The organism is Dawidia cretensis (assembly GCF_018598175.1).
In the GTDB taxonomy this organism is placed as follows: domain Bacteria; phylum Bacteroidota; class Bacteroidia; order Cytophagales; family Cyclobacteriaceae; genus Ohtaekwangia; species Ohtaekwangia cretensis.
Map to the genome: position 1 here is coordinate 36,709 of NZ_JAHESE010000005.1, position 25,212 is coordinate 61,920.

The window sequence follows — 25,212 nt, forward strand, 5'->3', positions numbered from 1 at the left end:
AAAAACAGACATGCTTAAGGTTTCCCCTGGCAATCTGCTTAATTTTGCTCAAAAGGTCTGTATCATTGCTTGCCGTAAAATCAGATGTTCCTCTCCATCGTCATTCCCACCTATAACCGCGCCGGTTATATCGGCAAGACCTTATCGTCCCTGTTAAGTCAGGACGCTGCCGCGTCTGATTTTGAAATCATTGTAATAGATGATGGTAGTACGGACAACACGCGTGCGGTGATGGAAACATTCGACCGCAAACGCGTACGCTATTTTCGTAAGGAGAATGGCGAGCGGTCGGCGGCGCGGAATTATGGGGCACGGCTGGCGAAGGGTGACTACATCAACTTTTTTGACTCTGATGATCTGGCTTATCCGCACCACGTACACACGGCGTGGGAAACGGTGCAGCGGTTACAGTCTCCCGAAGTCTTTCACTTGGGTTATGACGTCAGGGACGATAAGAAGCGACTGCTTCGAGCCGTTGATACCCTGCCGGCGAAGATCAACGACCTGTTGATCGACGGCAATCATTTGAGCTGCAACGGTGTGTTTATCCGCACCGACGTTTGTTTACAATATCCCTTTTTCGAAAAGCTGCACGCCTCGGAAGATTACCAATTGTGGTTACGCCTGGCCGCGCGTTTTGATTTTCATTGTATCAACACGGTCACGTCTACGGTAGTGGATCACCAGTCGCGCAGTGTGCTGAAAATGAATGAAGCGAAGTTTGTGTACCGCATCGCGCTTTTGCAGACCTCGCTGGAACAGGACGAACGTTTTATGCAGGTTTACGGTCGCCGGCTGGGAACCTTCCGCGCCTACCTGTTTATTTATATGGCCTTACACTTTGCCATGGCCGGACTGTCGACCGGTAAAGTAATTCGCTACCTGGTGGCCGCCGTCAAGAACAAGCCCACTGTGTTTTTCACCCGGCGGTTTGCGGCAGTGATTAAAAATACGATTCTATAGTACTTGAATAATATGACCCCTCAACTGATCAATCCGAACACGGGTGCTCCGCTTACGCAGCAGTCAGCGCAGCTGATCGATAGCACGGGGGATTCGTTTCCCCGGGTGAATGGTGCATGGCGTTTTGTGAAGAGCGATAATTACACCGGTAGTTTCGGTTTTCAATGGAACCGTTTTGAGCGTACGCAGGTAGATCGCTTTCAGCGTCATTCGTCGCAGAGCTATGACCGGTTCTTCGCCGTGACGCGTTGGAATGAGCAAGATCTTTCGGGGCAAAATATTTTAGAAGTGGGCTCGGGTGCGGGCCGGTTCTCACAGGTTGTTCTACAGCATACACAGGCAACATTGTATAGCGTGGATTATTCGGACGCCGTAGAGGCCAACTATCGCAACAATGGCAGCGATGATCGTCTGAATCTTTTCCAGGCGAGCGTATATGAGCTGCCGTTTGCTGCGGGGCAATTCGACAAGGTATTTTGTTTTGGCGTGTTGCAGCATACGCCAGACGTTAAGCATTCGGTAGAATGTCTGATCCGGATGGTAAAACCAGGGGGCGAGCTGATCGTGGATTTTTATCCGGTAAAAGGATGGTATACGAAGATCCATGCGAAATATCTGCTGCGCCCGTTTACGCGCCGGATGGATCACATCCGGCTGTTGAATCTTATTGAGAAACACGCAGACAGGCTTATCCGTGCGTATCGTTTTTTTGATCGCCTGGGTGTAGGCCGGATCGTGAACCGGTTCCTGCCGATCTGCGACATTCGTCGCACACTGCCAACGAATCTGTCGGAGGAAGAACTGCGGGAATGGGTGATATTAGATACCTTTGATATGTTTTCGCCACAATACGATCAGCCGCAGCGCCTGGAGACCGTTGCCAAATGGTTTGCAGAAGCGGGCATGCGCGAGGTGATCCCCTCGGTTGTGCGGTATGGCGATGGCAACGAAATCTATACAGTAAAAGGCATACGATAGTTTATGTGCGGCATTTCAGGTATTCTCTCGCGCGCGGGCGTTACGCGTGAGCGCATCGGGCAGATAACCATGGCCCTTGCGCATCGCGGCCCCGACGCGCAAGGCGTATGGGTAGATGCGGGCGCAACCGTCGGCCTGGGGCATACACGGCTCAGCATCATCGACCTGAGCACCGACGCGAACCAACCTTTTTACTCGCGAGACAACCGGTATGTGGTGGTCTTCAATGGCGAAATCTACAACTTCCAGGCCCTGCGCAACGAGCTTAGCGAACGTCACGGCGTAACGTTCCGCACGACGAGCGATACCGAGGTATTGGTTGAAGCGTTTGCCGTGTGGGGTAAAGGTGCTGCAGGCCGGCTGGAAGGAATGTTTGCCGCCATTATTGCTGACCAGCAAACTGGCAAGGTATACCTGTTGCGTGACCGCGCGGGCAAGAAGCCCTTGTTCTATTTTCAGTCGGGAACAACGCTGGCGTTTGCCTCGGAGATGAAGGCGTTGTTGCGCGACCCAGAGATCCGGCGGGAGGCAAAGATCAACCGCGATGTTTTTACAACCTTTCTGCACCTGGGCTATATACCAGGTCCCGCGACGATCTACGAAAATATCTTTAAGTTCCCGGCAGGGCATATCGGCGAGTGTGATGCCTCGTTGCGGATCTACGCCCGTCCCTATTGGCAATTGCAAGATCACTTATCGGATGTGATCCTGACGGATGCAGCGCAGGTGAAAGATACCCTGCGCACACTGTTGCATGATGCCGTGGCGAAACGCATGATTAGCGATGTACCGCTGGGCGCGTTTCTCAGTGGCGGTACCGATTCGTCGCTGGTGACGGCTGTCGCGGCGGCACAACGGAGCACCCCTCTGAAGACCTTTAGCATTGGCTTTGAAGAAAGCAAGTTTGACGAAAGCCGGTATGCACGCGCAGTGGCCGAACATCTGGGCACGGACCATACAGCCTATACGTTGTCTGAAAAGGAAGCGCTGGGTATCCTGGAAACCTATCTGCAACATTTTGACGAACCTTTTGCGGATACCTCGGCCATCCCCACTATGCTGGTGTCGCGCCTGGCGCGGCAGCAGGTGAAAGTGGTATTGACGGGTGATGGCGGTGATGAGCTTTTTCAGGGGTATGGCACATACACCTGGGCCAACCGCCTGGACCGGCCCGGCATGGGACTGTTGCGTGCACCGCTCAGGGGAGTGTTAAAAGCTGCCGGCACAAGCCGCATGGAGCGTATTGGGCACCTGCTGGCGTCTCCCCTGGGAAGTGAACGAAGCCACATCTTTTCACAAGAGCAATATTTCTTTTCACAACAAGAGCTGGATACGTATGCCAACGGGTTTACGCCCTTTCGCTATCAGGATGCCACGGATAGTAAACAGCGCTTTACAGCGGGCGAACGACAGGCGCTGTTTGACCTGGAGTATTACCTGCGTGACGACCTGTTGGTAAAGGTAGACCGGGCATCGATGTATTATGCGTTGGAATGCCGCTCGCCCTTGCTGGACCATCGCCTCGTTGAGTTTGCCTTCTCGCTGGATGCTTCGCTGAAAGTCCGTGATGGACGCGCCAAGTGGCTCTTGAAAGAGCTGCTGCGGGAATATATACCTTCGGCATTGGTAGACCGGCCTAAGTGGGGCTTTAGCGTGCCGCTGGCCACGTGGTTAAAGGGTGATTTGCGTTACCTGGTGGAACGTTACCTGAGCCCGGAGGCAGTAGCCACGGCGGGGGTGTTGGATGCCGGTTATGTCAAGCAGTTGGTGAAGGACTTCTTTGGCGGGAAGGATTATCTGTATAACCGCCTGTGGGTGTTGATTGTTCTGCACAAGTGGCTACACGATAACGGATAAGGCCATGGCGGAAAATGTATTATACCTTTCGTATGACGGCCTAACCGATCCACTGGGACAATCGCAGATATTACCCTACCTCGCCGGCCTGGCCGCGCGGGGGCATCGTATTTCCATCATTAGCTTTGAGAAAGACGATAAGCTGGAAACCGGTGGTGAACAGATACACCAGTTTTGCCGGCAGAATAACCTGACATGGCATCCCCTGCGGTATCATAAGCAGCCGCCGGTATTTTCTACGTTGTACGACGTTTGGCGTATGCGGCAGCTGGCACAAAAGCTTCACGCGCAAACGCCGTTTACGATTGTGCATTGCCGAAGCTATATCACGGCGCTGGTGGGGCGCTGGCTGAAGAATAAGCACGGCATACGGTTCATCTTTGATATGCGCGGGTTCTGGGCGGACGAGCGTGTAGAAGGAGGGCTCTGGAACCTGAACAGTCCGTTGTACCGCCGCGTCTATAAGTTCTTTAAAGGACAAGAGCGCAAGTTTCTGCACGATGCCGACGCGGTGATTGTGCTGACCATGGCTGCACGAGCGGAGATCCTTTCGTGGGGTGTGGACGACAAGATTACGGTTATACCTTGTTGTGTCGACTTACAACTTTTTGATCGCGGTGCGGTTGCAGTCCCCGATACCGAGGCATGGCGCACGCAGCTGGGTATACCACCCGGGGCCTATGTGCTGCTGTACCTGGGCTCTATCGGAACCTGGTACCTGTGGAATGAAATGGTTTTGTTCTTTGAGCGCCTTCAAAAAGAGCATGCAAATGCTAAATTCCTTGTCCTCACGCCTGATGTCGACAAGGTTATACCCCATGCTGATTTTATTGTCCGTACGGTGAGCCGGCAGGAGGTACCCGTCCTGATCAGTTTGGCGGATGCCTCGGTCTGTTTTATCAAGCCATCGTTTTCGAAGAAAGGCTCATCGGCGACGAAGATGGCCGAGGTGCTGGCGATGGGGGTACCTGTTATTACCAATCCTGGGTGGGGCGATGTGGCCTTTCTGGCAGATAAGCTTGATAGCCTGGTGGTGGTGGACCCGCACGCACAACAAACCCCTATTATTCCGGTATCATCCGGCCCGGTATCGCGTGCATTCTTTGACGACTTTTTCTCGTTGGCCGAGGGGGTAAAGCGGTATAACACGGTATACCATAGGCTTGGCGGCTAGCCGATCTTCTTTTGTACTTCACCTACGTTTTATCCCTCTTAAATTATTATTAACAGCCGTTAGCCATAGAATTGCATTTTTCCCTTATTTTTGGCCAAATTTTATTTGGAAAACGAACCCTCGCTTTATATTATGATTAAGAACATTAAACTAGACGGTACGGATCGTAAGATCCTGGAAATCCTCCAGCGTAATTCGAATATTACAAATGCACAGCTAGCCAAGGAGATCGGTCTGTCGCCGGCGCCGACGCTGGAGCGTGTGAATAAGCTGGAGACTTCCGGAGTGATCAGAAGCTATCATGCCGTGATCGACCCGGCCGCCGTAGGCTTAGGTGTGAGCACATTTGTGATGGCTTCGTTGAAGGGTCACAATAAAGAGAACATCAGCAAATTTATAACCGCTATCAAAGCAGTAGACGAAGTGGTGGAATGTCATCACATCACGGGCTCGGGCGACTTCATTCTGAAGATTGTCTGTGCCGACATCGCGGCGTATCAACAACTGATGTTGGACAAGGTGTCGAACATTGAAGTGGTCGACAGCCTGCAGTCGATGGTGATCCTCTCTACCTTCAAAGACAGTAAATCGCTTCCGATACCCGGATAATAAAGGAAGGAGTATGCTTGCTGAAAAAAGTTTTATTCTCGATGCCGACCAGGTAAAGCAGAAGATTCGGCGCATGGCATTTGAGATCTATGAGCACAACTTCAAAGAAAAGAATGTCGTGCTTGCGGGGATCGAAGGGCAGGGACATGTACTGGCGAAGTTGCTGGCGAAGCAGCTGGAAAGTATCTCACCCCTGGAGGTCAAGCTGGTGAAGATCAGCATCGATAAAACGGCGCCGCAGCAAAGCGAGATCACGCTGGATTGTGACCTGAAGGATATACGCAAACGCAGTATTATTATGGTAGACGATGTGCTGAATACCGGGCGCACGTTTACATACGGTATGAAGCCGTTCCTGAGCATTGAAGTAAAAAAGATCGAGACAGCGGTATTGATCAACCGTAGCCACCCGCTTTTTCCTGTTCACGCCCAGTATGTGGGGTATGAGCTCTCCACCACCATAAAAGATCACGTCGAAGTAGACCTGACAAAGGATACTATGGCGGTATACTTACACTAGGGCATTTCTATTATTACCACCACCATCATGTCTGTTCACAAACAAGATATCAAGCGTATTACCACGCACCAGTTACAAGAGATGAAAAACCGGGGCGAGAAGATCGCGATGCTGACGGCCTATGACTACAGCATGGCCCAGCTGATCGATGGTGCCGGTATCGACGTCGTCCTGGTGGGCGACTCGGCCTCGAACGTGATGGCAGGCCATGAAACAACCTTGCCGATCACGTTGGACCAGATGATCTACCACGCCGCCTCGGTGGTACGCGCAGTAAAGCGTGCGCTGGTGGTGGTCGACCTGCCGTTTGGTTCATACCAGGGCAGCTCGGGCGAGGCGCTTCGCTCGTCGATCCGCATCATGAAAGAAGCGGGTGCCCATGCTGTGAAGCTGGAGGGTGGCCATGAAATAAAAGAATCTGTTCAACGCATTCTCAGTGCGGGCATTCCCGTGATGGGCCACCTCGGCCTGACGCCGCAATCCATCTATAAATTCGGAACGTATTCTGTGCGCGCGAAGGAAGAAGCCGAGGCGCAGACACTGCTGGAAGACGCCAAACTGCTGGAAGAATGCGGCTGCTTTGGTATCGTACTGGAAAAGATCCCGGCAGTGCTGGCAGGAAAGGTATCGTCGTCGTTGCATATACCCATTATCGGCATTGGCGCCGGTCCCGATGTAGACGGGCAGGTGTTGGTGATGCAGGATATGCTGGGCATTACACAAGAGTTCAAGCCCCGGTTCCTGCGGCGGTATGCAGACCTTAGCAGCATCGTTACCGGTGCTGTGGGAAAATATGTCTCGGATGTAAAGTCCAAAAGCTTTCCGAACGCTGACGAGAAATATTAGTCTATAGTCCCTGTCGCGCCATTTCCCACCCAAGCATGCTTTTCTTGCGGGTAGGCTCCCAACGATATTCTCCCAGTATACCGTCTTTGCGGATGACGCGATGACACGGTATCAGGTATGCCACATGATTGGATCCTACCGCAGAGCCGACGGCCTGCAGGGCCCGTGCATTTTCAATCGAAGACGCGATCTGTTGATACGTGGTGACATGTCCTTCGGGAATGCGCAGGAGGGCCTCCCATACTTTGATCTGAAAATTAGTACCCTTGACAAAGACATGTAGCTTCTTTTGCTGCGGCTGATCCTTTGCCGGAAAGATTTGCCCGATGAATGCCTGCGTAAGCTCCTGGTCCTGGTGGAACACTGAGTTGTGCCAGTGCTCTTTCATGGCGTGCAAGGCTTGCGTGACGTCTTCGTCGGCTTGCAGAAATGACATCCAGCAAATGCCGCGCGCCGTCACGCCGAGCAGGCAAAGGCCAAACGGTGTTTCGTGAAAGCCGTATTCAATGTGAATGCCGGCACCGTGTTGTTTATATTCTTGCGGCGTAACAGCTTCCAGGGTCGTGAACAGATCGTAGACCCGTGACTGGCTGGAGAGCCCCGCAGACTCGGCGGCTTCCATCAGGTTACGAGAGGCCTGTAGGCGGTCCTTCAGGAAATCGATTGTGAGAAATTGCAGGAAGCGTTTGGGGCTGATACCGGCCCATTCTGTAAAGAGGCGTTGGAAGTGAAAGGGGCTTATGCTCACTTCGTCGGCTACCTCGCTCAGCTCGGGCTGGCGTTTGAAGTGCTCTTCCAGGTAGCGAATGGCTTGCTCGATGCGCCGGTAGTTAATGTCATCCTCGTGTGTCGTCGCCATAAAAACAAAATTAGTGGTTTGTGATGACACAAAGGTCGCGTGCGGCCCACGCGATCTCAACCCGCTTCTTGCGCATAAAAACGCCCGGCACGTGCATGCCGGGCATTGTTTACAGGGATTTATGACGTGGCAGAGCCTATTTCACGGCCTCGGCGTGCTGGTCGATGCAGGCATCGGCACAACGGTCGCATGCTTCGGCACACTGGCGGCAGTGGTCATTGTTATGTTTTTTACATTCTTCGGCGCACAGGCGGCAGGCCTCTATGCACACATTAAGAAAGTGATTCGCGTTTTCCGAATCGCGCAACAGCAGGCGGGCACCTAGTGTGCAAATGTCTGCACAGTCGCGGTCGGTTTCGATACACCGGGCCATCATGGCGGGGTCTTCTTCATACAAACAAGCGGCAGCGCAGGTTTCGCAGGCCGCTGCGCAGTCCAGCAGGATTTGTACCAGCTCGCTGTGCGCGTGTTCCATAGTCTTTTTCTGGTCTTTCATAACAGCATGAGATTTTAGTTCACCAAGGGATATCGCTCGGGTGCCGAAAAAACCATACCCGCTCAGGGAACTGTGCTGTTATTGACCTCGGTATTCGGAAGGTGTGCGCTGGGTGAGCTTTTTAAAGGCGATATTAAATGCCGATTTGGAGTTATACCCTACCTGCAAACCGATCTCTTCTACTTTGATGTGGGGCATGTCTTTGAGCAAGCGCCGGGCCTCTTCAATGCGATACTCTGCCGTGAGCTCGGAAAAACTCTTGCCGAGCCCTTCGTTGATCGCTTGTGACACCGCGTGCACCGAGGCATGCAACGCCTGGGCCAATCCCGGCAGGGAGAAGTTGCTGTTGAGAAAGGGTTTCTCTTCCGCCATCAGGCGCGTTAGTTTTTCGAGCAGCTCTCTTTGTGCGGCGGGTGTGACGCTCGAGTTTTTATACCGCGGCGCCTCGGCCAGGCCGACCTGGCTGAAAAAGCCAGACTGCCGGATGATGTTGAAGCTTGTAAAGTAGACCGTCAACGAGAGGAATGCTGCCAACAGATGATCGCCGGTGTCGGCACGATAGATCAATTTTACCAGTAGGATGATGCCGAAGACCAGGGCCAGGTGCAGGATGCCCGCCCGCACTTTACGCAGCACGGGATTTTGGGTGTGTAGTAACGACTCCCGTTTTTGGCGAAAGGCTTTTACGACTTCGACAACGACCAGGATACCGTATAGAAAGAGGCTGATGAGGAGTGTGGCGGAATGATTGTCGGTTACCCAAAACGGGCGTGGGTCGAAAGCGTGGTGCATTTCGCGGTACGGCAAGCCGGGGTGGTAGGAAAAAATATAAGCGTTATACTTTTCATTTTCGGGCTGTAGCAGAAAGGGCAATTGCAAAAGCAGGTATACTACCGGAAATATGAAATGCAGGTAGGGGCGCTTGCCGGGGGTGCCATGAATGAGGCTTACCACCATGAGGTATAATGCGGGGCCAATGAGGAATGCGGGCGCTTCTGAAAAATCGACCAGGTGCAGCATGTGCTGGATGTAGCCGGTATACAGCAGCAGGATTTCCAGCAGGCACGCCGCCATTGTCAGTAATAAAATGCCATGGTACAGATTGGCGGGCATTTTCCGGTTTTCGCGTGTCAGGAAAAAGAAGGACAGGAACAGCGCCTGAACAATGCCCATCAGGATAAAGACGGCGAAGAGGTCAACGCGGTACGGCATGCGCGTTTATTCGCGGTTGATCACAAAATGTTTGAATCCCTGCCACTCGCCGGGTAGCACCTGTACGCGGTCCACTTGCGCCAGGGGTGGCCCCTTGCGGCACCAGGTGAGGAACATGGTCAGGGTCATCTCGTCGCTTTCGGCTTCGATGTACACACTGCCGTCGGACTCGTTGCGGGCAAAGCCTTTTACGCCCAGGGTATCTGCCTGCTCTTTTGTGGCGGCCCTGAAAAACACACCCTGCACCCTGCCGGTTATTTTGATCGAAACATGCTTGACCATGACTTTTTTAGATTCAACGAATCTTAAATGTAATAAAATTTAAATTTCGGGTGTCCGGATTGCGGAAGTTGGATCGTCATAAGAGCATTTAAACCAAAAAACCAATAAACAATGGAAAAGTACATGTTCGTATTCATGGGTGATGACGCCAGCCGCCTTTCACCCGCTGAACAGGAAGCCAGCATGCAAAAGTGGTTTGCCTGGGTGGACAAGCTCACCAAGGCAGGTCGTTACGTTTCTGGCGAAGCGCTGCTGCCGGGTGGAAAAACGATTGCTGGCGCAAAAAAAACGGTAACCGATGGTCCGTTTGCCGAAGGCAAGGAGGTGGTCGGAGGCTTCTTTGTTGTCCACGCCAAGGATCTGAACGAAGCCACAGAGATGGCCAAAGACTTCCCCGACTTCGAGACCGGCGGTGTGGTGGAGATCCGCGTAGTGCAGAAATTTGATATGTAATTTCTGAAATCCATAAATTTATGGATGCAGGAATCGGTGCATGAGAAGGTAGGCCATCTGTTTCGCCACGAGGCGGGGCGGATGGCGGCCGTGCTCACCCGGTTGCTGGGTGTACAGGCGTGGGAGGAGGCAGAAGACATCGTACAGGATACCTTGCTGCAGGCGCTGGGCTCGTGGAAGCTCAAGGGTATCCCTGACAATCCCTCGGCGTGGCTGTATACCGTTGCCCGGCGCAAGGCTGTGGACAAGCTGCGGCAGCGCCGGATGCAGGAGCAGCACCACGCGGTGATCGGCCAGGCGCTTCACTCGGAGTATACCTTATCTCCCGCTGTACAGCAACTCTTTCTCGATCACGAGATCGAGGACAGTCAGCTTCGGATGATATTTGCGTGTTGTCATCCGTCCATCGCCTATGAAGCGCAACTTGCGCTGATCCTCAAAACGCTATGCGGTCTTAGTGTGGGGGAGATCGCGCAAAGCTTTCGCACCAACGAAGAGACCATTGGCAAACGCCTATACCGCGCCCGGGAGAAGATCCGCGAGGAGAAGATTGCATTAGAAGTGCCGTTACCTGCGGCCCTGCCGGCGCGCCTGGATGCCGTGTTGCATGCTATCTATTTGCTTTTTAATGAAGGCTATCATTCGGCACACCCTGACAAGCTGATCCGTCACGAGCTTTGTGCGGAGGCTATTCGGCTGGCGCTGTTGCTACTCAAGAATCCGGTTACGGCTTTGCCCGTAGTATATGCATTGTTGGCATTAATGTGTTTTCAGGCGTCGCGCGAGGAGGCGCGTACGGCGGAAGATGGCAGCATGGTGCTGTTAAAAAACCAGGACCGCAGCCGTTGGAACGGGGCATTGATAAAAAAGGCCGAACATTTTCTGGAGATATCGGCTACGGGTAATGAAATTTCCGCCTATCACGTAGAAGCGTCCATTGCGTCCTGCCATGCACGGGCAGCGACATTTGAAGCGATAGCCTGGAACCGGATTGTACAACTATATAATATTTTAGAGACGATCAAGCCGGGGCCAATCGTGGCGTTGAACCGCGCGATTGCTATTGGTTATGCTTCGACGCCGGCTGCTGGTGTCGAAGCGCTGAAAGCCATACCGCATATGCAGGATGATTATTTGTGCCTGTCTGCGCTTGGTGATTTTTATGCTGCTGACCAGGCATTCGTGGAGGCCCGATCGAGTTATGAGCGGGCCTTGACGCAGGTGCCGACAACTGCAGGGCGCACGTTGCTGCAGCGCAAGCTGGCGGCATTACCCCTCGGCTAACAGCCGTTCAATTTCTTGCCGGATGGTGGCTTGCCGCTCTGCATAAGTACCGCGAACGAGTATATACGGAATGTTACGCCGCTCCAAAGCCTGTCGGAAAACGGTAAACATTTGCTCACGTTGATGGCCCAGGTCGCGCAGGTCATCGGCTACCCAGGGGACGTCTATATCGAGCAGGAAGTATCGCTCGTACGATACCTGGCGCTCGAGATCGTATAGTATTTTCGGTACAAGGTCGAGGTAATGGTTGGAGTACAGCTGCGTCGTAATGATATCGGTGTCGCAAAACAGTAGCTTGTTGGCGGTTTTCAGCTTCTGTTCAATGCGTGCGTGTTGAGCATGTCCGATACGGATGATGTCGTCGACGGTGAAGTCATTGGAGGTGATGATCTCGCGCGCTACTTCAGGGACAAACTCCGTTTGGTAGTGCGCTGCCAGTCTTTGTGTGAGTGTCGACTTGCCGGTGCTTTCAGGCCCATAGATGCAGATTTTTTTGACGAAGTGCGGTCGTACGATGGGCGGGATATATTCCCAGTGACGAAAGGGATGTTGCCGGATGGCCGTAGCCGATACAGGGATCTGTGTTCGGGGTGGATCATACGGTATATAGGCTGCGCCCAGGTTCATTGCAAATGGCTCGCCATATTCTTCGGAGCTAAAGACGATGTCAATAGGAGGATACGTTTTTCGGATGAATGTACTCCATATTTTCGTGCGCTGCGGTAAGGGTAATGATTCATCGTCGAAGTCATCGGCTACCATTTCGGGTTTGATCATAGGGTCATCCTGGCAGAGCGCTTGCAGCCATCCGAAGCGCAATGTGGGAGGGATGGGATCGTTTGGTGTGTAGCTCATGGATACGATCAGCTCGTCGCATCGCTCTGCGGCAAAGCGGATCAGGGCGAGGTGGCCCATGTGGACGGGCATAAACTTGCCTATTACCAGGCCACGCTTCATGCTGCTTCGCGATTATAGCGGCGGTATTCTTTGATCCAGTGCCAGAGGCCGAAGGCTGCGATAATGGTGAAACCCAGGTACAACACACTGTACAGCATGACGCCCTTGATGAAGTATAGATAGGTTGCCACAACATCTACGATGATCCAGATGATCCAGCACTCGATCTTTTTGCGAATCATGAAGAAGGTGGTGATGACACTCATGACGAGGATAAAGGAATCGGCATAGGGAAATGCGCTGGGGAGCGCAAACACCAGCGGGAACCATTCATGCAGGCGGGCGGCCAGGGCGCCCAGCGCGGCCGTGCCGGCGATAGTGCCCATGCAGACAAGTGCGAACTTTTGCCACCCCATGTAGCTAACCTTCAGTTCTTGTTTCTGGTCTTCCTCTCCCGGTTTGGGATGTGTCCACTGCCACCAGCCAAGAACGTTGGTGACAAAGAAGAATACTTGCAGAAACATGTCGGGGTAAAGCTGGATTTGGTAATACAAAAAAAACGACAATACAACGTTAACGATACCGATGGGCCAGCTCAGGACCTCGGCCCTTGCCGATAGCCATACCGCTACTGCGCCGAACACGGCGCCGAAAAATTCGAGGTAGCTCATTTTGTACCCCAGGAACTCAAAAAAGATGTTATCGATGCTGAAGAGAGACATACGGACGTGTCGGAAAAAGCGTATTTTTGGAGGCTCAATATAGTGCGATATGCAAATACTTTTGCGATTGGCCGCATAATAGTCGAAACAAGCGTTTGCAGCTTATTTAGAAATATGAAATACCTGAGTTTTTTGTTGGTAGCTGTCTTTTCAGTGTATCAGACCGTAGGGCAGGATGAGAAAAAATCTCCCAAAATGGAATTGTTAAATGATCGTGGCGAGTGGTCGGAGGGTAGCATACTGCTGGCCGATAATACGGAACTCAATGGCATGATAAAATACAACGACCGCGAGGGAATACTGTCTTACAACAATGGTGATAACACGCGGGCGTTCGGTCCCCGGAGTGTGATGGGATTTGAATTTTTTGATGAAGTGCAGCAGCGTCAGCGCGTGTTCTACACACTTGACTACGAATCTCCGAAGGATAATGTTCGGAAACCACAATTTTTTGAGATGCTGCGTGAGTATAAAAAGTTTGCTGTCTTGGTAAAATGCGACCCGATACAAACAGAGCGGCGGTCACCGGTAATGGCGAGACCGTTTGACCCTCTTAATGCGGTCAATCCTGGGCCTGCTTCCACTGCCAACTCAAAATATACAGTAGTGTCTCAATTGGAAACGGTATACCTCATGGGGACAGATGGCGAAATCGAAGCTTACTTTAAGAATAAGCTCGAGCAAAATGGAATGCGCTCAATCTTTACCGGAGAGGACGATCGCATAAGAAGTAAGGTCATTGACGGCGATTTATTGGAGAAGTATACCGGGGCGGAATTGTATGCAAAGATGGCGTCCTATGCAAAGGAAAATGATTTGGAGTTTAGAACGCAAGACGACCTCTTAAAAATTCTCGACTACCACAAAGAGCAGTTGAAAAAGTAGGTTGCAAAACTTTCATCGTTGGCGCTTTCTAACGCTGGGAAATCATTATTTTAGAGTAATAATGATAGCGCTATATGAAAAAACTTGTATGGTTGGTAGTCTGTGTCATATTATGGTCCCCGCTGTTCAGTCAGAAAACCGCACTGTTCGGTCAGAAAAAGAAGGAAGAGGCGGCGGTATCGCTGGACGATGGTCTTCCGTGGGCAGAAGGAAGCATCTTGTTGACCGATGAAACGGAAATGAGGGGACAGGTTCGATACGATGATCGGACGGGTACGCTGTCATTTCACGATGGCGATGATGCGAGAATATTTAATGAGCGAAGGGTTATTGCGTTTGATTTCCTCGATCAAAAACTAAATAAGAAACGTCAGTTTGTAACGCTTCCATTCGAAGATCCGACAACGCACACCTCACAGCTTTATTTCTTCGAGATATTAAAGGAACTCAGGCAATTTGCAATTCTAACCAAGTCGGACCAATTGGCGGTGGTAACCAAGGAGTATGCTACGCCATCATCCTCCGGTTTCGATCCCTCGGGTATGCCTCTTCCGTCGCAAGGTCCAAGTATTGTCGTGACAAAAACAACAGCGGCCCGGCTAGAGTCCATTTATCTCATGGATAAAGACGGCGTGATCCGTCGGCTCTTCAAAACATCCATTGAGTACGATCCCGATGCGCTAACACAAGAAGATAGTGAAAACGAAAAAGGAAAGGCTTTGCGTAAAGATTACCTGCTGGAGTGCATTGGCAAGAATCGGTATACGCTGCTGGAACAATATGCCCGCGAAAACAAACTATCTTTTAAAAGAAAAGAGGACTTACTGAAGATAATCGACTACTATGTTTTACGGCTGGAGCCTAGTGAAGGCTAAAGCCGTATACAGATATTCTTCGTATCGGTAAAAAACTTCAGTGCCTCCCAACCTCCTTCACGTCCTACACCCGACTGCTTCATGCCGCCGAATGGCGTGCGCAGGTCGCGGTAGAGCCAGCAGTTCACCCAGATGATACCGCTCTTGACTTGTGCCGATACGCGATGAGCTTTTTTCAGGTTCTCAGTCCAGATCGTCGCCGATAAACCATAGTCTGTAGCGTTTGCGGCTTTAATCGCTTCTTCTTCGGTGTCAAACGGCATGACGGTCACCACGGGGCCGAAGATCTCCTCCTGGTTCGTGCGGCATTGTTGCGGCAGACCAGTAATAACCGTGGGCCCGAGGAAATAGCCACTCGCGCATTCACCCTCCAGCTGTATGCGTGTACCCCCGGTTACGATCATTCCGCCTTCCTTCTTTGCGAGCTCGATGTACGACAATACTTTTTGCAGGTGCGCTTCGGATACCAAGGCCCCCAGGTGGGTACCATCTTTTAGCGGGTTGCCTACTACCAGTCGGTTGGTTTGCTCGACAAAGGCTTCCAGGAATCTGTCATATATACTCCGTTCGACGAAGATGCGCGAGCCGCACAAACAAATCTCTCCCTGGTTCGAGAACGACGATCGTATGGACGTGCTTACAGCCTGCTCGAAGTCGGCGTCGGCGAAGATGATATTCGGGTTCTTGCCGCCCAGCTCTAATGAGAGCTTTTTGAATTGGGGTGCAGCGGTGGCGGCAATCTTCTTGCCCGTGGCTGTGCCGCCGGTAAAAGATATAGCGACGATGTCGGCATGTTCAATAATGGCCTGTCCGGCTTTGGCGCCGAGGCCGTGGACGATATTTAGTACACCTTCGGGCAGGCCGGCTTCTATGCACAATTGGGCGAGAAGGTATGCGGTCATGGGCGTAAGCTCGGATGGCTTGGCCACGACCGTGCAGCCCGCGGCCAGGGCGGGCGCAATCTTCCACGTGAAGAGGTATAGCGGCAGGTTCCATGGCGAAATACAGGCGACTACGCCGATAGGCGTGCGTGCGGTATAATTCACGGCTTCCTCGCCGGTGAGATGCGCCTCGGTCGATGTATGCATCGCGGCAGTAGCAAAGAACCGGATGTTGGCGGAGGCACGTGGAATGTCGAGCGTACGCGCCAGCTGTACAGGCTTGCCGTTGTCGACGCTTTCGGCAAGCGCCAGTTTGTCGAGGTCGCGGTCGATCAGGTCGGCGATACGCAGGAGGATGGCCAATCGTTGTTCTACTGGCATACCCGACCACGCCGGGAATGCTTTCTTGGCAGAGCCGGCAGCCTGCTTGACATCGCCCAGGTCGGAGTCGGGCACAAGACTGTATACTTCGCCGCGGGCGGGGTTTACGTTGTTGAGGTATTGATACGACCGGGGCTCGCAGAGCACACCGTTTATATAGTTCAGAATTTTCTCCATGGTTATAAGCTGCCCGTGCGGCCGCCGTCTACAGGCACATTGATGCCATTAATATATCCCGCTGCCGGTGATGCCAGGAAGGCGACCGCGGCGGCTACTTCGTGCGGCTCGGAAATACGACCAGCCGGTATTTCGGCCATCATCTCCTGTTTCGCTTCCTCAAAGCTCTTTCCTGATTTTTGCGCTTTGCTTTGAATCAGGCCTTCCAGGCGGCCTGTCATCGTAGCGCCGGGAAGTACATTGTTAACCGTGATGCCGAACGGCGCCAGCTCCACGGACAATGTCTTGGCCCAGTTGGCCACGGCACCGCGGGTGGTGTTGGACACGCCGAGGCCTTTGATGGGAATTTTAACAGAGGTAGAGATGATGTTTATAATACGGCCGTATCCATCGCGGCGCATGCCGGGCACGACCGCCTGGGTAAGCAGGTGGTTGCAGAGCAGGTGCGCTGAAAATGCCCGCACAAAATCATCGGGCGTTGCGTCGAGGGCCGGCCCGGCCGGGGGACCGCCGGTATTGTTTATCAGGATGTGAGCTGTCTGCGTGGCAACATAAGCCTGTATCTTTTGATGCAGGTCCTCGGGCTGGCTGAAGTCGGCCACGATATAATCGTGTTGTTGCCCCGAGTACACTTGCAGCTCGCGCACGACGGCCTGGAGCCTGGTCTCGTCGCGTGCTACCAGGGTGATGCTGGCGCCGAGGAGGGCCAGCTCGATGGCGGAAGCTTTGCCAATGCCTTGGGTGCTACCGCACACCAGGGCTCGTTTACCGTTTAAATCGAGGTTCATCGTGTAGTTGAAACGATCGTAATCTTTGTTAAATTAAAGGAGTAATTGCGCATTAACCAAAACACCGATGGCCATCCGCAGACCTTTTCATCTCAAACAATGGGTACAGGAAAACAGGGACCTGCTCAAGCCGCCCGTGGGCAACAAAAACCTATATGCCGATGCGGGCGATTATATTGTCATGATCGTGGGCGGGCCGAATGCCCGTAAAGACTATCACTTCAATGAGACCGAGGAGCTATTCTATCAATTGGAAGGCGACATCAATGTGCGCATCCAGGAAGACGGCAAGCCGGTCGACATTGCCGTGAAAGAAGGCGAAATGTTTTTGCTACCGGCGCGCGTGCCACACCGCCCGGAACGTCCGGCTGGAAGTGTAGGGCTTGTCATCGAGTGTAAGCGCCTGGAGCCGGAAGTGCTGGATGGCCTGGTGTGGTTCTGCGAGAGCTGTAATAACAAGCTACACGAATATCGCTTTCACCTCGACAACATCGAGAAGGACTTCCTGCCGCGCTTCCGCGAGTTCTACGGCAGTGTCGACTTGCGTACCTGTAAGAAGTGTGGTACGGTGATGGAAGCTGATCCACGGTTTATTTAAGAAAAAAATGAGGCTCATGTGTTCATCACAGGAGCCTCGTTTTATATACTCTCGACACCTTAAAAAGCGATTACTACTGCGCCAGGCTAAACCGTATCTGCGTACCAAAGCGTGTGGTAGCGCGTCGGTAGGAGTTCGATACAAGCGGCTCGTTGATAGTACGTTCGAAATATAGCTGGATGTTGAGCTTCTGGTTTACCACATAGCTGATGTTAGGGCGCAGCTGGAAGTTGATGTTACCGTTTGTAATGATGTTTGTCTCGTAAATCTTCCGTTGGATAGTTTTGGTATCGGCTACGGAGACGTTCATCCGGAATGTGACATCGTTCTTTAATACCACGGTGCGGCCTTGCGATTTGAAAGGTAGCCTCATGTTGTTTTTGGTATAGCCCAATTCGAACGAAAAGTCTTTCGTACTCAATTCGGTCACCTGTGCGTTAGAAACGGTCAGGGCCAGGTCGCGTTTGGTTTTATACTGAAAGTTAGCGGAGAGGCGTCCTTTCGTGCGCATGTTCACACCGATAAGGGGTGAGAATTGTTCGCTGATGAGTACCTGGCTGATGATATAGACCGGCAGCAGTCGTGCCTCCGTGCCGGCATCGGGATCGGCAGGGATGACGCGACCAAAGTAGGAAACATTGTAGTCCGTCACCGGGCGGTCAAGCTGCAAGCCTCGTAAATCGCCGCTCTCACTAAATTCCAGGGAGTTCTGATAGTTTACGACAGAGTATGACGCCTGGTAAGCATGTGAGAGGGTGATCGAACTAAAGACATCTTTGAATATACCCAGTTTGTTAAGCCCCGTATAGTCTACACGCCAGTTGGGCATGGGGGTCTTCGGGAACGGAGAAAGGCTTATCCGCTGGGCGTCACTGCCGGTGTACGCTGCAATGAATGCCGGGATCAATATGTCCTGCGCGGCGGTATCATACTGCGTAACACCCTCCGGAGGGGTAGGATCGCCCGTGGAAAGGTAGTTGAAGCGTTGCCGGACCACCTCCAGGTTTTGCTCGAAATCCTGGAATACCGCAGAGACGATCTTATCATTGCTGCTGTTAAAGGCAGTCCTGATGTTGATCGTCGAGATGCGGTAGCTACCACCACGGCTGGGGCTGAGGTCCTGGAAGTCACTATCGCCAGTCACCTCGTCGGTTTCGTACCGGAAGATGGACTGGAATGTGCTATTGGTTTCTTTCTTGACGTCGAGTTGAATTTTAAAGTCGGTTGAAGGCTCAATGTTCGCACGCAGGTTGATGTTCTCGGTACGCGTTTGGTTAAACGGTGTGGTGAGGCTTTGATTTTTGGTGAGCCATCCTTTTTCGGCGGCCTTGTAGCGGATGTTCGGATCCTGGCTGCCAAGGATAAAATCCCAACCCGGAGCATTCCAATCCTGGTCCATGCCGAAGAATTTTGGAGACGGCTCGAACCCTGCCAGCATGGTGCCTCGTGTAACAGTATAGGTACCGTTGATGGAGCGCACGGACATGAGCAGGCGCAACAGGCCTTTGACGGCCCCAGGTATTTCGGCCGGAGCTTTTGTTTTGGTTGTGTCGGGTTTCGCGGCTGTCTTCTGCAGGCGCGGGTTTGTCACGATCTTCGACGGCTTTTTAGGCGTGTTGAGGTCTTTCAGGATCTTTACTTTGTTATAGAGCTTGAGCATGTCCAGACGGCCGGAGAAGTTTTGATCCTGGCTGTTCTGGATGGTGTTCTTGAAGTCGTATTCGTCGAGGATATCGCCGCGGGGCCTGTTCACCAACGAGTCGGCATAGTTGACCGGGCCGGCTTTCCAGCCGTACGTTATCTGGTGGCGGTAATCGGCGCCGATCCAGTCGGTCACCGGAATTTTATCCAGTGGCAGGGTATAGTTGACCGTCACATTTTGTGTGAAGTTCTTCATACGCCCCAACTTTTTGATGTTCTTGATGATGTAGTCACGCTCGGGCTTGGTATCCACTTCGCCTTTTACCATGTCCTCGGGTTCGTCGATGACGGCATCGGCACGCGAGCTATATTCCAGCGATAGTCCCTTGGAAAGATTCCACCGCAAGTTATACTGGCGGGTAAAGGTGAAATACTTCATGTAGTTCGGTGTGGACTCGATGAACTTGCCATAGCCGTTGGAGTTACGATACGTCGTGGACGTCAGCGAGCGATCCAGGTCCATGCGTGCCGACAAGCTGCTGGGCAGGAAGCTGATGTTAAAGTCTTTGATAGCCTTGAGCCAGGGCGATGAAAGCCCTTTGGCGTTCTTGAAGGGTTCGATGCCGGTGGCCTTTGGGCTATACGTATAGGCGACCGATCCGCGGTATTGTTTTTCGAACAGCTCGGCCATCGAGAAGTTGGTACGCCGGCGGTCGCTGTAGGAGTAACTGAAGGCGAGGTTCTCGATGTCCCACAAATGCGTTTTGGCATCCGGGTTTACTTTAACCTTTCGTACGTTGACAAAGTTGATACTTCGCCCCACGGTTCGGTCGCGGGCAATGTTGAGGTAATTCTTTCGTTCGTCTTCATTCAGCGATTGCAAGGCTGCGTCCAGCTTTAAGTCGGGGTTGGCGGGATCATACAATGGCGTGATGGTCGTCTTTTCGTAGCTGACGAACATCGGTATTTTGATGCCGGTATTGCCGGGCAGCAATTTGTCGACGTTTACGTTGGCCGATATGTCATAGCCCGTAGTCTCTTCGCGCGTACGCTCGCCAATCTTGGAGCTGACACTGCCGAAGCCGAAGCTGGTATGCCGCACGGCGCCGGTGAGGGTAGCAAAGTCGGCAAGCTTGGCGCTCATGGTGCCATTGACGGCCCAGCCGGGGGTGCGGTTAAAATCTGTGACACGCAGCTCATTTGCCCAGAGACACACCTGAAAGGCACGTTTGTCAGGTGTGCGCGGGTTGCGTACACCGATCATAATGGATTGTACTTCAGTCAGGTCGGGACGACCAAAAATGCGAAGGCCATGGTAGCCAACGACGCGGTGACCGCTCTGCGGATAGAGTACGTTCATCGAAACACCTTCGCGATCGCGGTCGGCCTTGAGGCGGTAGAGCTCGTCGAGGGCAAGGTCGATCTGGTTTTCGTCCGGCCAGACCGACACCGGGTCGGTATCAGAGATGTTGGTCATCTTCAGGGGTACTTCGATCTCGTAGTAGTTGGAGTCAAGATCTTTACCGAGGCGGATAAAACCACGCAGGTCATTGTCGGCGGCATCGCCGTGTGCATGGAAGTACATTTTTACACGGCCGTAATTGAACAGGTCGAACGAAACGTTTTTGTAGATGGACCGGGCATCGCCGTCTTTTACGGCGTCGGCGCAAAGTTGTACAGACTGCTCGTTCAACAAGCGTGATACGGACGAAGTGTTATCACGGTCACGCACCACACCGGGCGGGATGACGTAGGGCGATTTGTTTTCATTGCCTTTCCCGTTTTCCTCCAGGTTCACTACCGACACGGTAAAGTCCTCGGGGGTGAGTTCGGGCGTGGGGGCGATACCACCTTCCTGAAGACTGTTGGTATATCTCCGCCAGCGGCTGCCCACCATGCGGAAGTTGGCGAAGCGCAATACCACCGGCTCGCGGAAGCCTGTCAGGATCATCCGGGCATACCGCACGGATTTAAAGCCTTCGATGTTGCCGTATTGATCTTCGAACTCGCGTACAGGAATGCGGTATAGATACCAGGTCACCTGCTCGCCGGCTTCGTTTCGGTTGTCGGTGGTAATCTTATCGACGATATATTTCCGTCCTACAGCCTGCCCACCGGGGGCCAGGTCGATGTTGTAGCTGTAATATTCTTCCAGCTCGCTTAGCGTGTTATCGGCGTTCAGGTCTTCGTTGTCGGGAATGGTCGAACCGGCGGGTGTATACAGCTCGCTTGAGCCGTTGGCCACCGGCGAGTTGCCGTCTATGCCGTTGATGTTTTTGTAACGCTCCAGGATCTTTGCATTGCGGTTGTCGAGCTCGTCGCCGAGGAAATATTGAAAGTTATCAGCAGAGGGATCGTTTTGAATGCGTGCTTGTCCCTCGGGGTTCAGGCCACTCAGCTGGTTGAGGTAATCCTGGAACGTGGTGGTCTCTCTATCGGCTGTCACCCCGTCGAAACCTACGTCCTGCCGGGAGCGTACACCGGCGTCGAGGTCGAAGGCGTTTGTGACATATTGGTCGGACGCTACATACCCCCAGGCGTTTTTAGTAGCCTGCTCCAGGTCGTTCTCGGCGCGCGGCAGGCCGTTCTCAAAAGCGTGTTTGCCATCACGGGCCACATCTTCGGAAATACTTCCCAGGTGGAAGATCAGCTTACCGCCGGTCTCGTTGCGCTTGGCAGGCGAGATACCGTCGTTGATAACACCCTGCGGGGAGTTGATGAACGGATCGAGCAGCCAGAATTCAACGTACTCAATATTGGCTTTGTCAAAGTCTACTTCGGTTTTGATGGCGGTGGTAATACCCGCCCAGTTCTCTTCCGGGCGCGGCAGGAAGCCATCGGCCGTGACAGTGGGGTTGTAGTTGTAGGGGCCGCGTTCGCGTGGATAGTATGCCAGGTCAAAGATCTGTTCCCAGAACACGCCCTGTGTGAGCTGTTTGGCCGGGAAGATTTCCTGCGGGCCGACAGGTCGTACATAGTGGTTCTTGATATCGTCTTTGGAAATGTTCGAGGGCTTTACCGCACCGCCGTCGCGATAGAATTGGTTGTCGACCTGGTACCAGGCCAGCTTGGCCCGCTTGTACCCGATCTGAATAATGTCCGACGAGCCGATCGGTATGTTGGACGGCCCGAAGGCGTTGTCGCTGGTTTTAGGTGTGGCGGCCAGCTTCCACGCCGTGGGGTTCATGAGCGTATAGGGCGTGGCGGTGTTCTCAAAGTCGTCGATGTAGCCGGTGCCTTCGCCATCGATGATGTTGGACGTGCCGGGTAGCAGCTGCGCGAATTCGCCGGTGAAGTTCACGGCAGATTGTTCTTTGGTTTCGAGGAAGGGCAACGCATCGACGATCTTGGTGAGCAGGCGGCTCTTTTTGTTGATGTTAAAGTCAAAGCCATACTGGACGTTACGCGCCGGCTCGGTGCCGATCTGGTTGCGGCTGATCATGGGCCGCTCGTTATAATACAGCAGGGTGGAACCAAAGTTGACGTCTTCGCTGAGCTTGTAGTCGAAGCGCGATCCCAGCAAGCTCCGGGTTTGGAATGCAAAGGGGTCGGACTGTTCGTACTGCACCTGGATCTCTTTGTTGGAGCTGAGAATGGATTCGTTCAGGATCGTTACCTTACCAAAGGTATAGTCCACCACGTAATCGCTTCCTTCGGTCAGCGGCATGCCACCGGCGTATAGTTTCACCGATCCTTGTGAAACACCAAAGCCGGGTATAAGAATCTCTTTAGATGAGCCAGCACTGTATGTACCCACGAGCCAGAACTTATTTTTTGTGGCATACAGCTCTGCATCGGCTTTGGTACTGCGGTACAGGGTGTCGTACGAATATTTCTGGATCATGTAGTCCCGCCGGGCATCACCGGCGAAGGCTTCGCGCAACCCTTCACTGAAGGGTTCCAGGTAGGGAAAGATGATCTGCCCCGTTGAGCTATTGATGGTGACGCCTTCGACGTAGTCGAAGTTACCGTCGAAGCCGGGATCGTTTACCGGGTTGAGACGGTCGAGCCCCAGGATGTCAAGCAACTGGCGGGCGCGAACGGTTTCACCGCCATCTTGTAGCTGGGGGTTGTCAATGCCTGTGCGCGCATCTCGGTAAATTACGCGCAGCTGGAAGTCTTCACGGCTCAACTGGTTGACGTTGAGGTTATAGATGTTTTTCATCATCAGGTCCCAGGTGGGGAGGATGCGGCGTTGCTGATCGCGGATCGCCACTTTCCGGGGGCGCAGCATTTTGAGGAGGATGATGTCGTCGTCCTTGAGCGCCGAATAATCTTCTGACAACTCACCAACTTTATGCGCCCGTCCGTTGTAGGTGTACTCGTACGCTACGGCCAGAACTTCGTCGTTTTGCAGCTTGCGGGTAAGGGTGATATAACCCAGTTGCTGGTGATAGGTAAATTCTGTCGGTGAAAGCTTGCGTGCTCCTGTGATTTTTTCAAAGTCGGTCCCGTTTTCCAGGAACATGTCTTCCAGTTTCTGGTTGGCGCCATCTGCCCCGCGGCTGCCGGCAGTCATCGGAAACTTATCCTGTTCCACTAATCTGGAATACAGTGTGTTGGCCGCATTAGTATTGGGAAGATTTGCTGCGTTGGCGCTAGGCTTAACGACGTTTGTGTTATAGATACGACGTGGTTCGCCCAAGTCCATCAACGCGATGGCGTTGCGCATGGTCTGCGTATCGTTGTTGCGGTTGAGAACATACACTTCCACACGGGTGATGTTCACGCCGGAGATGACTTGCGGGATATTGCTGATCCATTTGCGATAGTTGTCGCGGAAGAACTGACCGAGAAAGAAGTGGCGGTTGTCGTCGTAGTTGGAAGCGATAATCTCGAACGGGCGTCCCTGGCCACCGCCGTTGCCGCCGCCGATGTCGATGGAGGAGGCCTTGCCACGTTGAGTCGTGGCAATGGTCGTCACCATGAGCTTGCCAAACTGCATCTGTGCCTTGATACCGAAGAGGTTCTGCGCCCCCTGAATGAGCGTATTGTTCAGCGGCAAGCTCACGTTACCGATTTCAAGCTTCTGTAAGATATCTTCTTTGAAGCCGGTGTATTCGATCTTCATGTTGTTCTGAAAATCGAAGGAGTTGTTGTTGTCGAAGTTGGCGGTGACTTGCAGTTTTTCGCCCACCTTACCCGTCACGCTCATATTGATCTGCTGGTCGAACTCGAAACCTCCGTTTCGCTGCATGCGGATGGTCTGGTTGGGATTGTTGTTGCGCTGAAAGGAGGCACCGAAATCGAGGGTTACAAAGCCGCGGGGTATGAGCTCGATGTAGCTGCCACCAAAGATGCGGTCGAGGATCGGGCTGATGAAGATTTTCGGAATGAGGCCCCGGCCGCTGACAGCGCTTTCACCGTCTTGCGCCCGGGCGCGACTCTGCCAGTAGCTTTTCAACGCCTGGCGATCCTGGTATTGCTTGAACTCCTCGAAGGTCATGCTCGAGGTGGGGCGATAGTTCATGTCGCCGATCTTTTCGTAGATGGTATAGTTCATGCTCGTGTCGATCTCGACATCGAGCTTCATTTGCTGTGGGTCTTTCAGATAGAAAGGCGAGGCCGAAGAGGTATTTGAGAACGGATCACCATACCGATCGGTCGGTCGGTAGGTAGGGCGACGGTTGGAGCGATAGGGGCGGGAGGTCGTGTCCTGTGCATTGACGCGCGTGGTATCCTGCCGTTGAGCCAGGGCCTCATCGGTAAAGGTAAAGACGCTTAGGCACGTAATGATCAGGCCCCCCAGCTTGGATATAACCTGACGTTTCTTTGTAAAGACTTTCACTACTTAAAATCTCGTAAACCCGTTTGTGCTTTGTCGCTGCGTAAAA

Annotated in this window: 21 protein-coding genes; 12 read left to right on the forward strand and 9 right to left on the reverse strand. The window is 52.9% G+C overall.

Annotated elements, in window-relative coordinates; all coding sequences use genetic code 11:
* The first annotated feature begins 84 nt into the window (after positions 1-84).
* From KK062_RS07570 to panB, 7 genes are all read left to right on the forward strand, one after another.
* Positions 85-963, forward strand: coding sequence for a glycosyltransferase family 2 protein (locus KK062_RS07570; RefSeq protein WP_254083665.1), 879 nt, complete (start codon positions 85-87; stop codon positions 961-963).
* A 12-nt stretch (positions 964-975) separates the two neighbouring features.
* Positions 976-1,941 carry a class I SAM-dependent methyltransferase gene (locus tag KK062_RS07575; protein ID WP_254083666.1) on the forward strand — a complete coding sequence of 322 codons (966 nt, stop codon included), beginning with the start codon at positions 976-978 and terminating at the stop codon, positions 1,939-1,941.
* A 3-nt stretch (positions 1,942-1,944) separates the two neighbouring features.
* On the forward strand, positions 1,945-3,798 hold the full coding sequence (asnB, locus tag KK062_RS07580; protein ID WP_254083667.1) for an asparagine synthase (glutamine-hydrolyzing): 1,854 nt from the start codon (positions 1,945-1,947) through the stop codon (positions 3,796-3,798).
* Between the two features lie 4 nt (positions 3,799-3,802).
* Positions 3,803-4,972, forward strand: a complete 1,170-nt coding sequence (locus tag KK062_RS07585; RefSeq protein ID WP_254083668.1) for a glycosyltransferase — start codon at positions 3,803-3,805, stop codon at positions 4,970-4,972.
* Positions 4,973-5,104: 132 nt separating this feature from the next.
* Complete coding sequence (locus KK062_RS07590) at positions 5,105-5,581, forward strand: Lrp/AsnC family transcriptional regulator (protein WP_254083669.1); 477 nt, start codon at positions 5,105-5,107, stop codon at positions 5,579-5,581.
* Between the two features lie 13 nt (positions 5,582-5,594).
* The gene (locus tag KK062_RS07595) at positions 5,595-6,101 is read left to right on the forward strand and encodes a phosphoribosyltransferase family protein (RefSeq protein ID WP_254083670.1); all 507 of its coding nucleotides are present in this window, start codon (positions 5,595-5,597) and stop codon (positions 6,099-6,101) included.
* 27 nt (positions 6,102-6,128) lie between these two features.
* Positions 6,129-6,947: a 3-methyl-2-oxobutanoate hydroxymethyltransferase gene (panB, locus tag KK062_RS07600; RefSeq protein ID WP_254083671.1), complete on the forward strand. Its 819-nt coding sequence runs from the start codon at positions 6,129-6,131 to the stop codon at positions 6,945-6,947.
* Position 6,948: 1 nt separating this feature from the next.
* Here panB and KK062_RS07605 read toward each other — a convergent pair whose 3' ends face one another.
* The 4 genes from KK062_RS07605 to KK062_RS07620 all read right to left on the reverse strand — a co-directional run bounded on the left by KK062_RS07605 (position 6,949) and on the right by KK062_RS07620 (position 9,796).
* Complete coding sequence (locus tag KK062_RS07605; RefSeq protein ID WP_254083672.1) at positions 6,949-7,806, reverse strand: methylated-DNA--[protein]-cysteine S-methyltransferase; 858 nt, start codon at positions 7,804-7,806, stop codon at positions 6,949-6,951.
* 136 nt (positions 7,807-7,942) lie between these two features.
* A complete protein-coding gene (locus tag KK062_RS07610) occupies positions 7,943-8,302 on the reverse strand; it encodes a four-helix bundle copper-binding protein (RefSeq protein ID WP_317195753.1) in 360 nt (119 codons plus the stop codon).
* Between the two features lie 78 nt (positions 8,303-8,380).
* On the reverse strand, positions 8,381-9,514 hold the full coding sequence (locus KK062_RS07615; RefSeq protein ID WP_254083673.1) for an AraC family transcriptional regulator: 1,134 nt from the start codon (positions 9,512-9,514) through the stop codon (positions 8,381-8,383).
* Positions 9,515-9,520: 6 nt separating this feature from the next.
* A complete protein-coding gene (locus tag KK062_RS07620) occupies positions 9,521-9,796 on the reverse strand; it encodes an acylphosphatase (RefSeq protein WP_254083674.1) in 276 nt (91 codons plus the stop codon).
* Between the two features lie 111 nt (positions 9,797-9,907).
* On the opposite strand from KK062_RS07620, the gene KK062_RS07625 reads away from it, so the two are divergent.
* Together KK062_RS07625 and KK062_RS07630 are read left to right on the forward strand one after the other, a co-directional pair.
* Complete coding sequence (locus KK062_RS07625) at positions 9,908-10,249, forward strand: YciI family protein (RefSeq protein WP_254083675.1); 342 nt, start codon at positions 9,908-9,910, stop codon at positions 10,247-10,249.
* Between the two features lie 24 nt (positions 10,250-10,273).
* Positions 10,274-11,533, forward strand: coding sequence for an RNA polymerase sigma factor (locus KK062_RS07630; protein WP_254083676.1), 1,260 nt, complete (start codon positions 10,274-10,276; stop codon positions 11,531-11,533).
* On the opposite strand, the gene KK062_RS07635 is transcribed toward KK062_RS07630, so the two are convergent.
* Positions 11,519-12,490: an AAA family ATPase gene (locus KK062_RS07635; RefSeq protein ID WP_254083677.1), complete on the reverse strand. Its 972-nt coding sequence runs from the start codon at positions 12,488-12,490 to the stop codon at positions 11,519-11,521. The two genes, KK062_RS07630 and KK062_RS07635, sit on opposite strands and share 15 nt — an antisense overlap.
* Positions 12,487-13,152 carry a nicotinamide riboside transporter PnuC gene (gene pnuC, locus KK062_RS07640; RefSeq protein ID WP_254083678.1) on the reverse strand — a complete coding sequence of 222 codons (666 nt, stop codon included), beginning with the start codon at positions 13,150-13,152 and terminating at the stop codon, positions 12,487-12,489. Before pnuC ends, KK062_RS07635 begins: the two co-directional genes overlap by 4 nt.
* Before the next feature lie 114 nt (positions 13,153-13,266).
* Here pnuC and KK062_RS07645 point away from each other — a divergent pair, with 114 nt between their 5' ends.
* Positions 13,267-14,037 (forward strand): hypothetical protein, encoded by a 771-nt coding sequence (locus KK062_RS07645; protein ID WP_254083679.1) that lies wholly within the window; start codon positions 13,267-13,269, stop codon positions 14,035-14,037.
* Between the two features lie 74 nt (positions 14,038-14,111).
* Positions 14,112-14,912 carry a hypothetical protein gene (locus KK062_RS07650; protein ID WP_254083680.1) on the forward strand — a complete coding sequence of 267 codons (801 nt, stop codon included), beginning with the start codon at positions 14,112-14,114 and terminating at the stop codon, positions 14,910-14,912.
* Here KK062_RS07650 and KK062_RS07655 read toward each other — a convergent pair.
* Together KK062_RS07655 and KK062_RS07660 are read right to left on the reverse strand one after the other, a co-directional pair.
* Positions 14,909-16,351: an aldehyde dehydrogenase gene (locus KK062_RS07655; RefSeq protein ID WP_254083681.1), complete on the reverse strand. Its 1,443-nt coding sequence runs from the start codon at positions 16,349-16,351 to the stop codon at positions 14,909-14,911. The genes KK062_RS07650 and KK062_RS07655 overlap by 4 nt on opposite strands.
* Before the next feature lie 2 nt (positions 16,352-16,353).
* Positions 16,354-17,139 (reverse strand): SDR family oxidoreductase, encoded by a 786-nt coding sequence (locus tag KK062_RS07660; protein WP_254083682.1) that lies wholly within the window; start codon positions 17,137-17,139, stop codon positions 16,354-16,356.
* 67 nt (positions 17,140-17,206) lie between these two features.
* Here KK062_RS07660 and KK062_RS07665 point away from each other — a divergent pair, with 67 nt between their 5' ends.
* On the forward strand, positions 17,207-17,737 hold the full coding sequence (locus tag KK062_RS07665; RefSeq protein ID WP_254083683.1) for a 3-hydroxyanthranilate 3,4-dioxygenase: 531 nt from the start codon (positions 17,207-17,209) through the stop codon (positions 17,735-17,737).
* A gap of 73 nt (positions 17,738-17,810) precedes the next feature.
* Here KK062_RS07665 and sov read toward each other — a convergent pair whose 3' ends face one another.
* Positions 17,811-25,166: a T9SS outer membrane translocon Sov/SprA gene (sov, locus tag KK062_RS07670; RefSeq protein ID WP_254083684.1), complete on the reverse strand. Its 7,356-nt coding sequence runs from the start codon at positions 25,164-25,166 to the stop codon at positions 17,811-17,813.
* Positions 25,167-25,212: the final 46 nt, after the last annotated feature.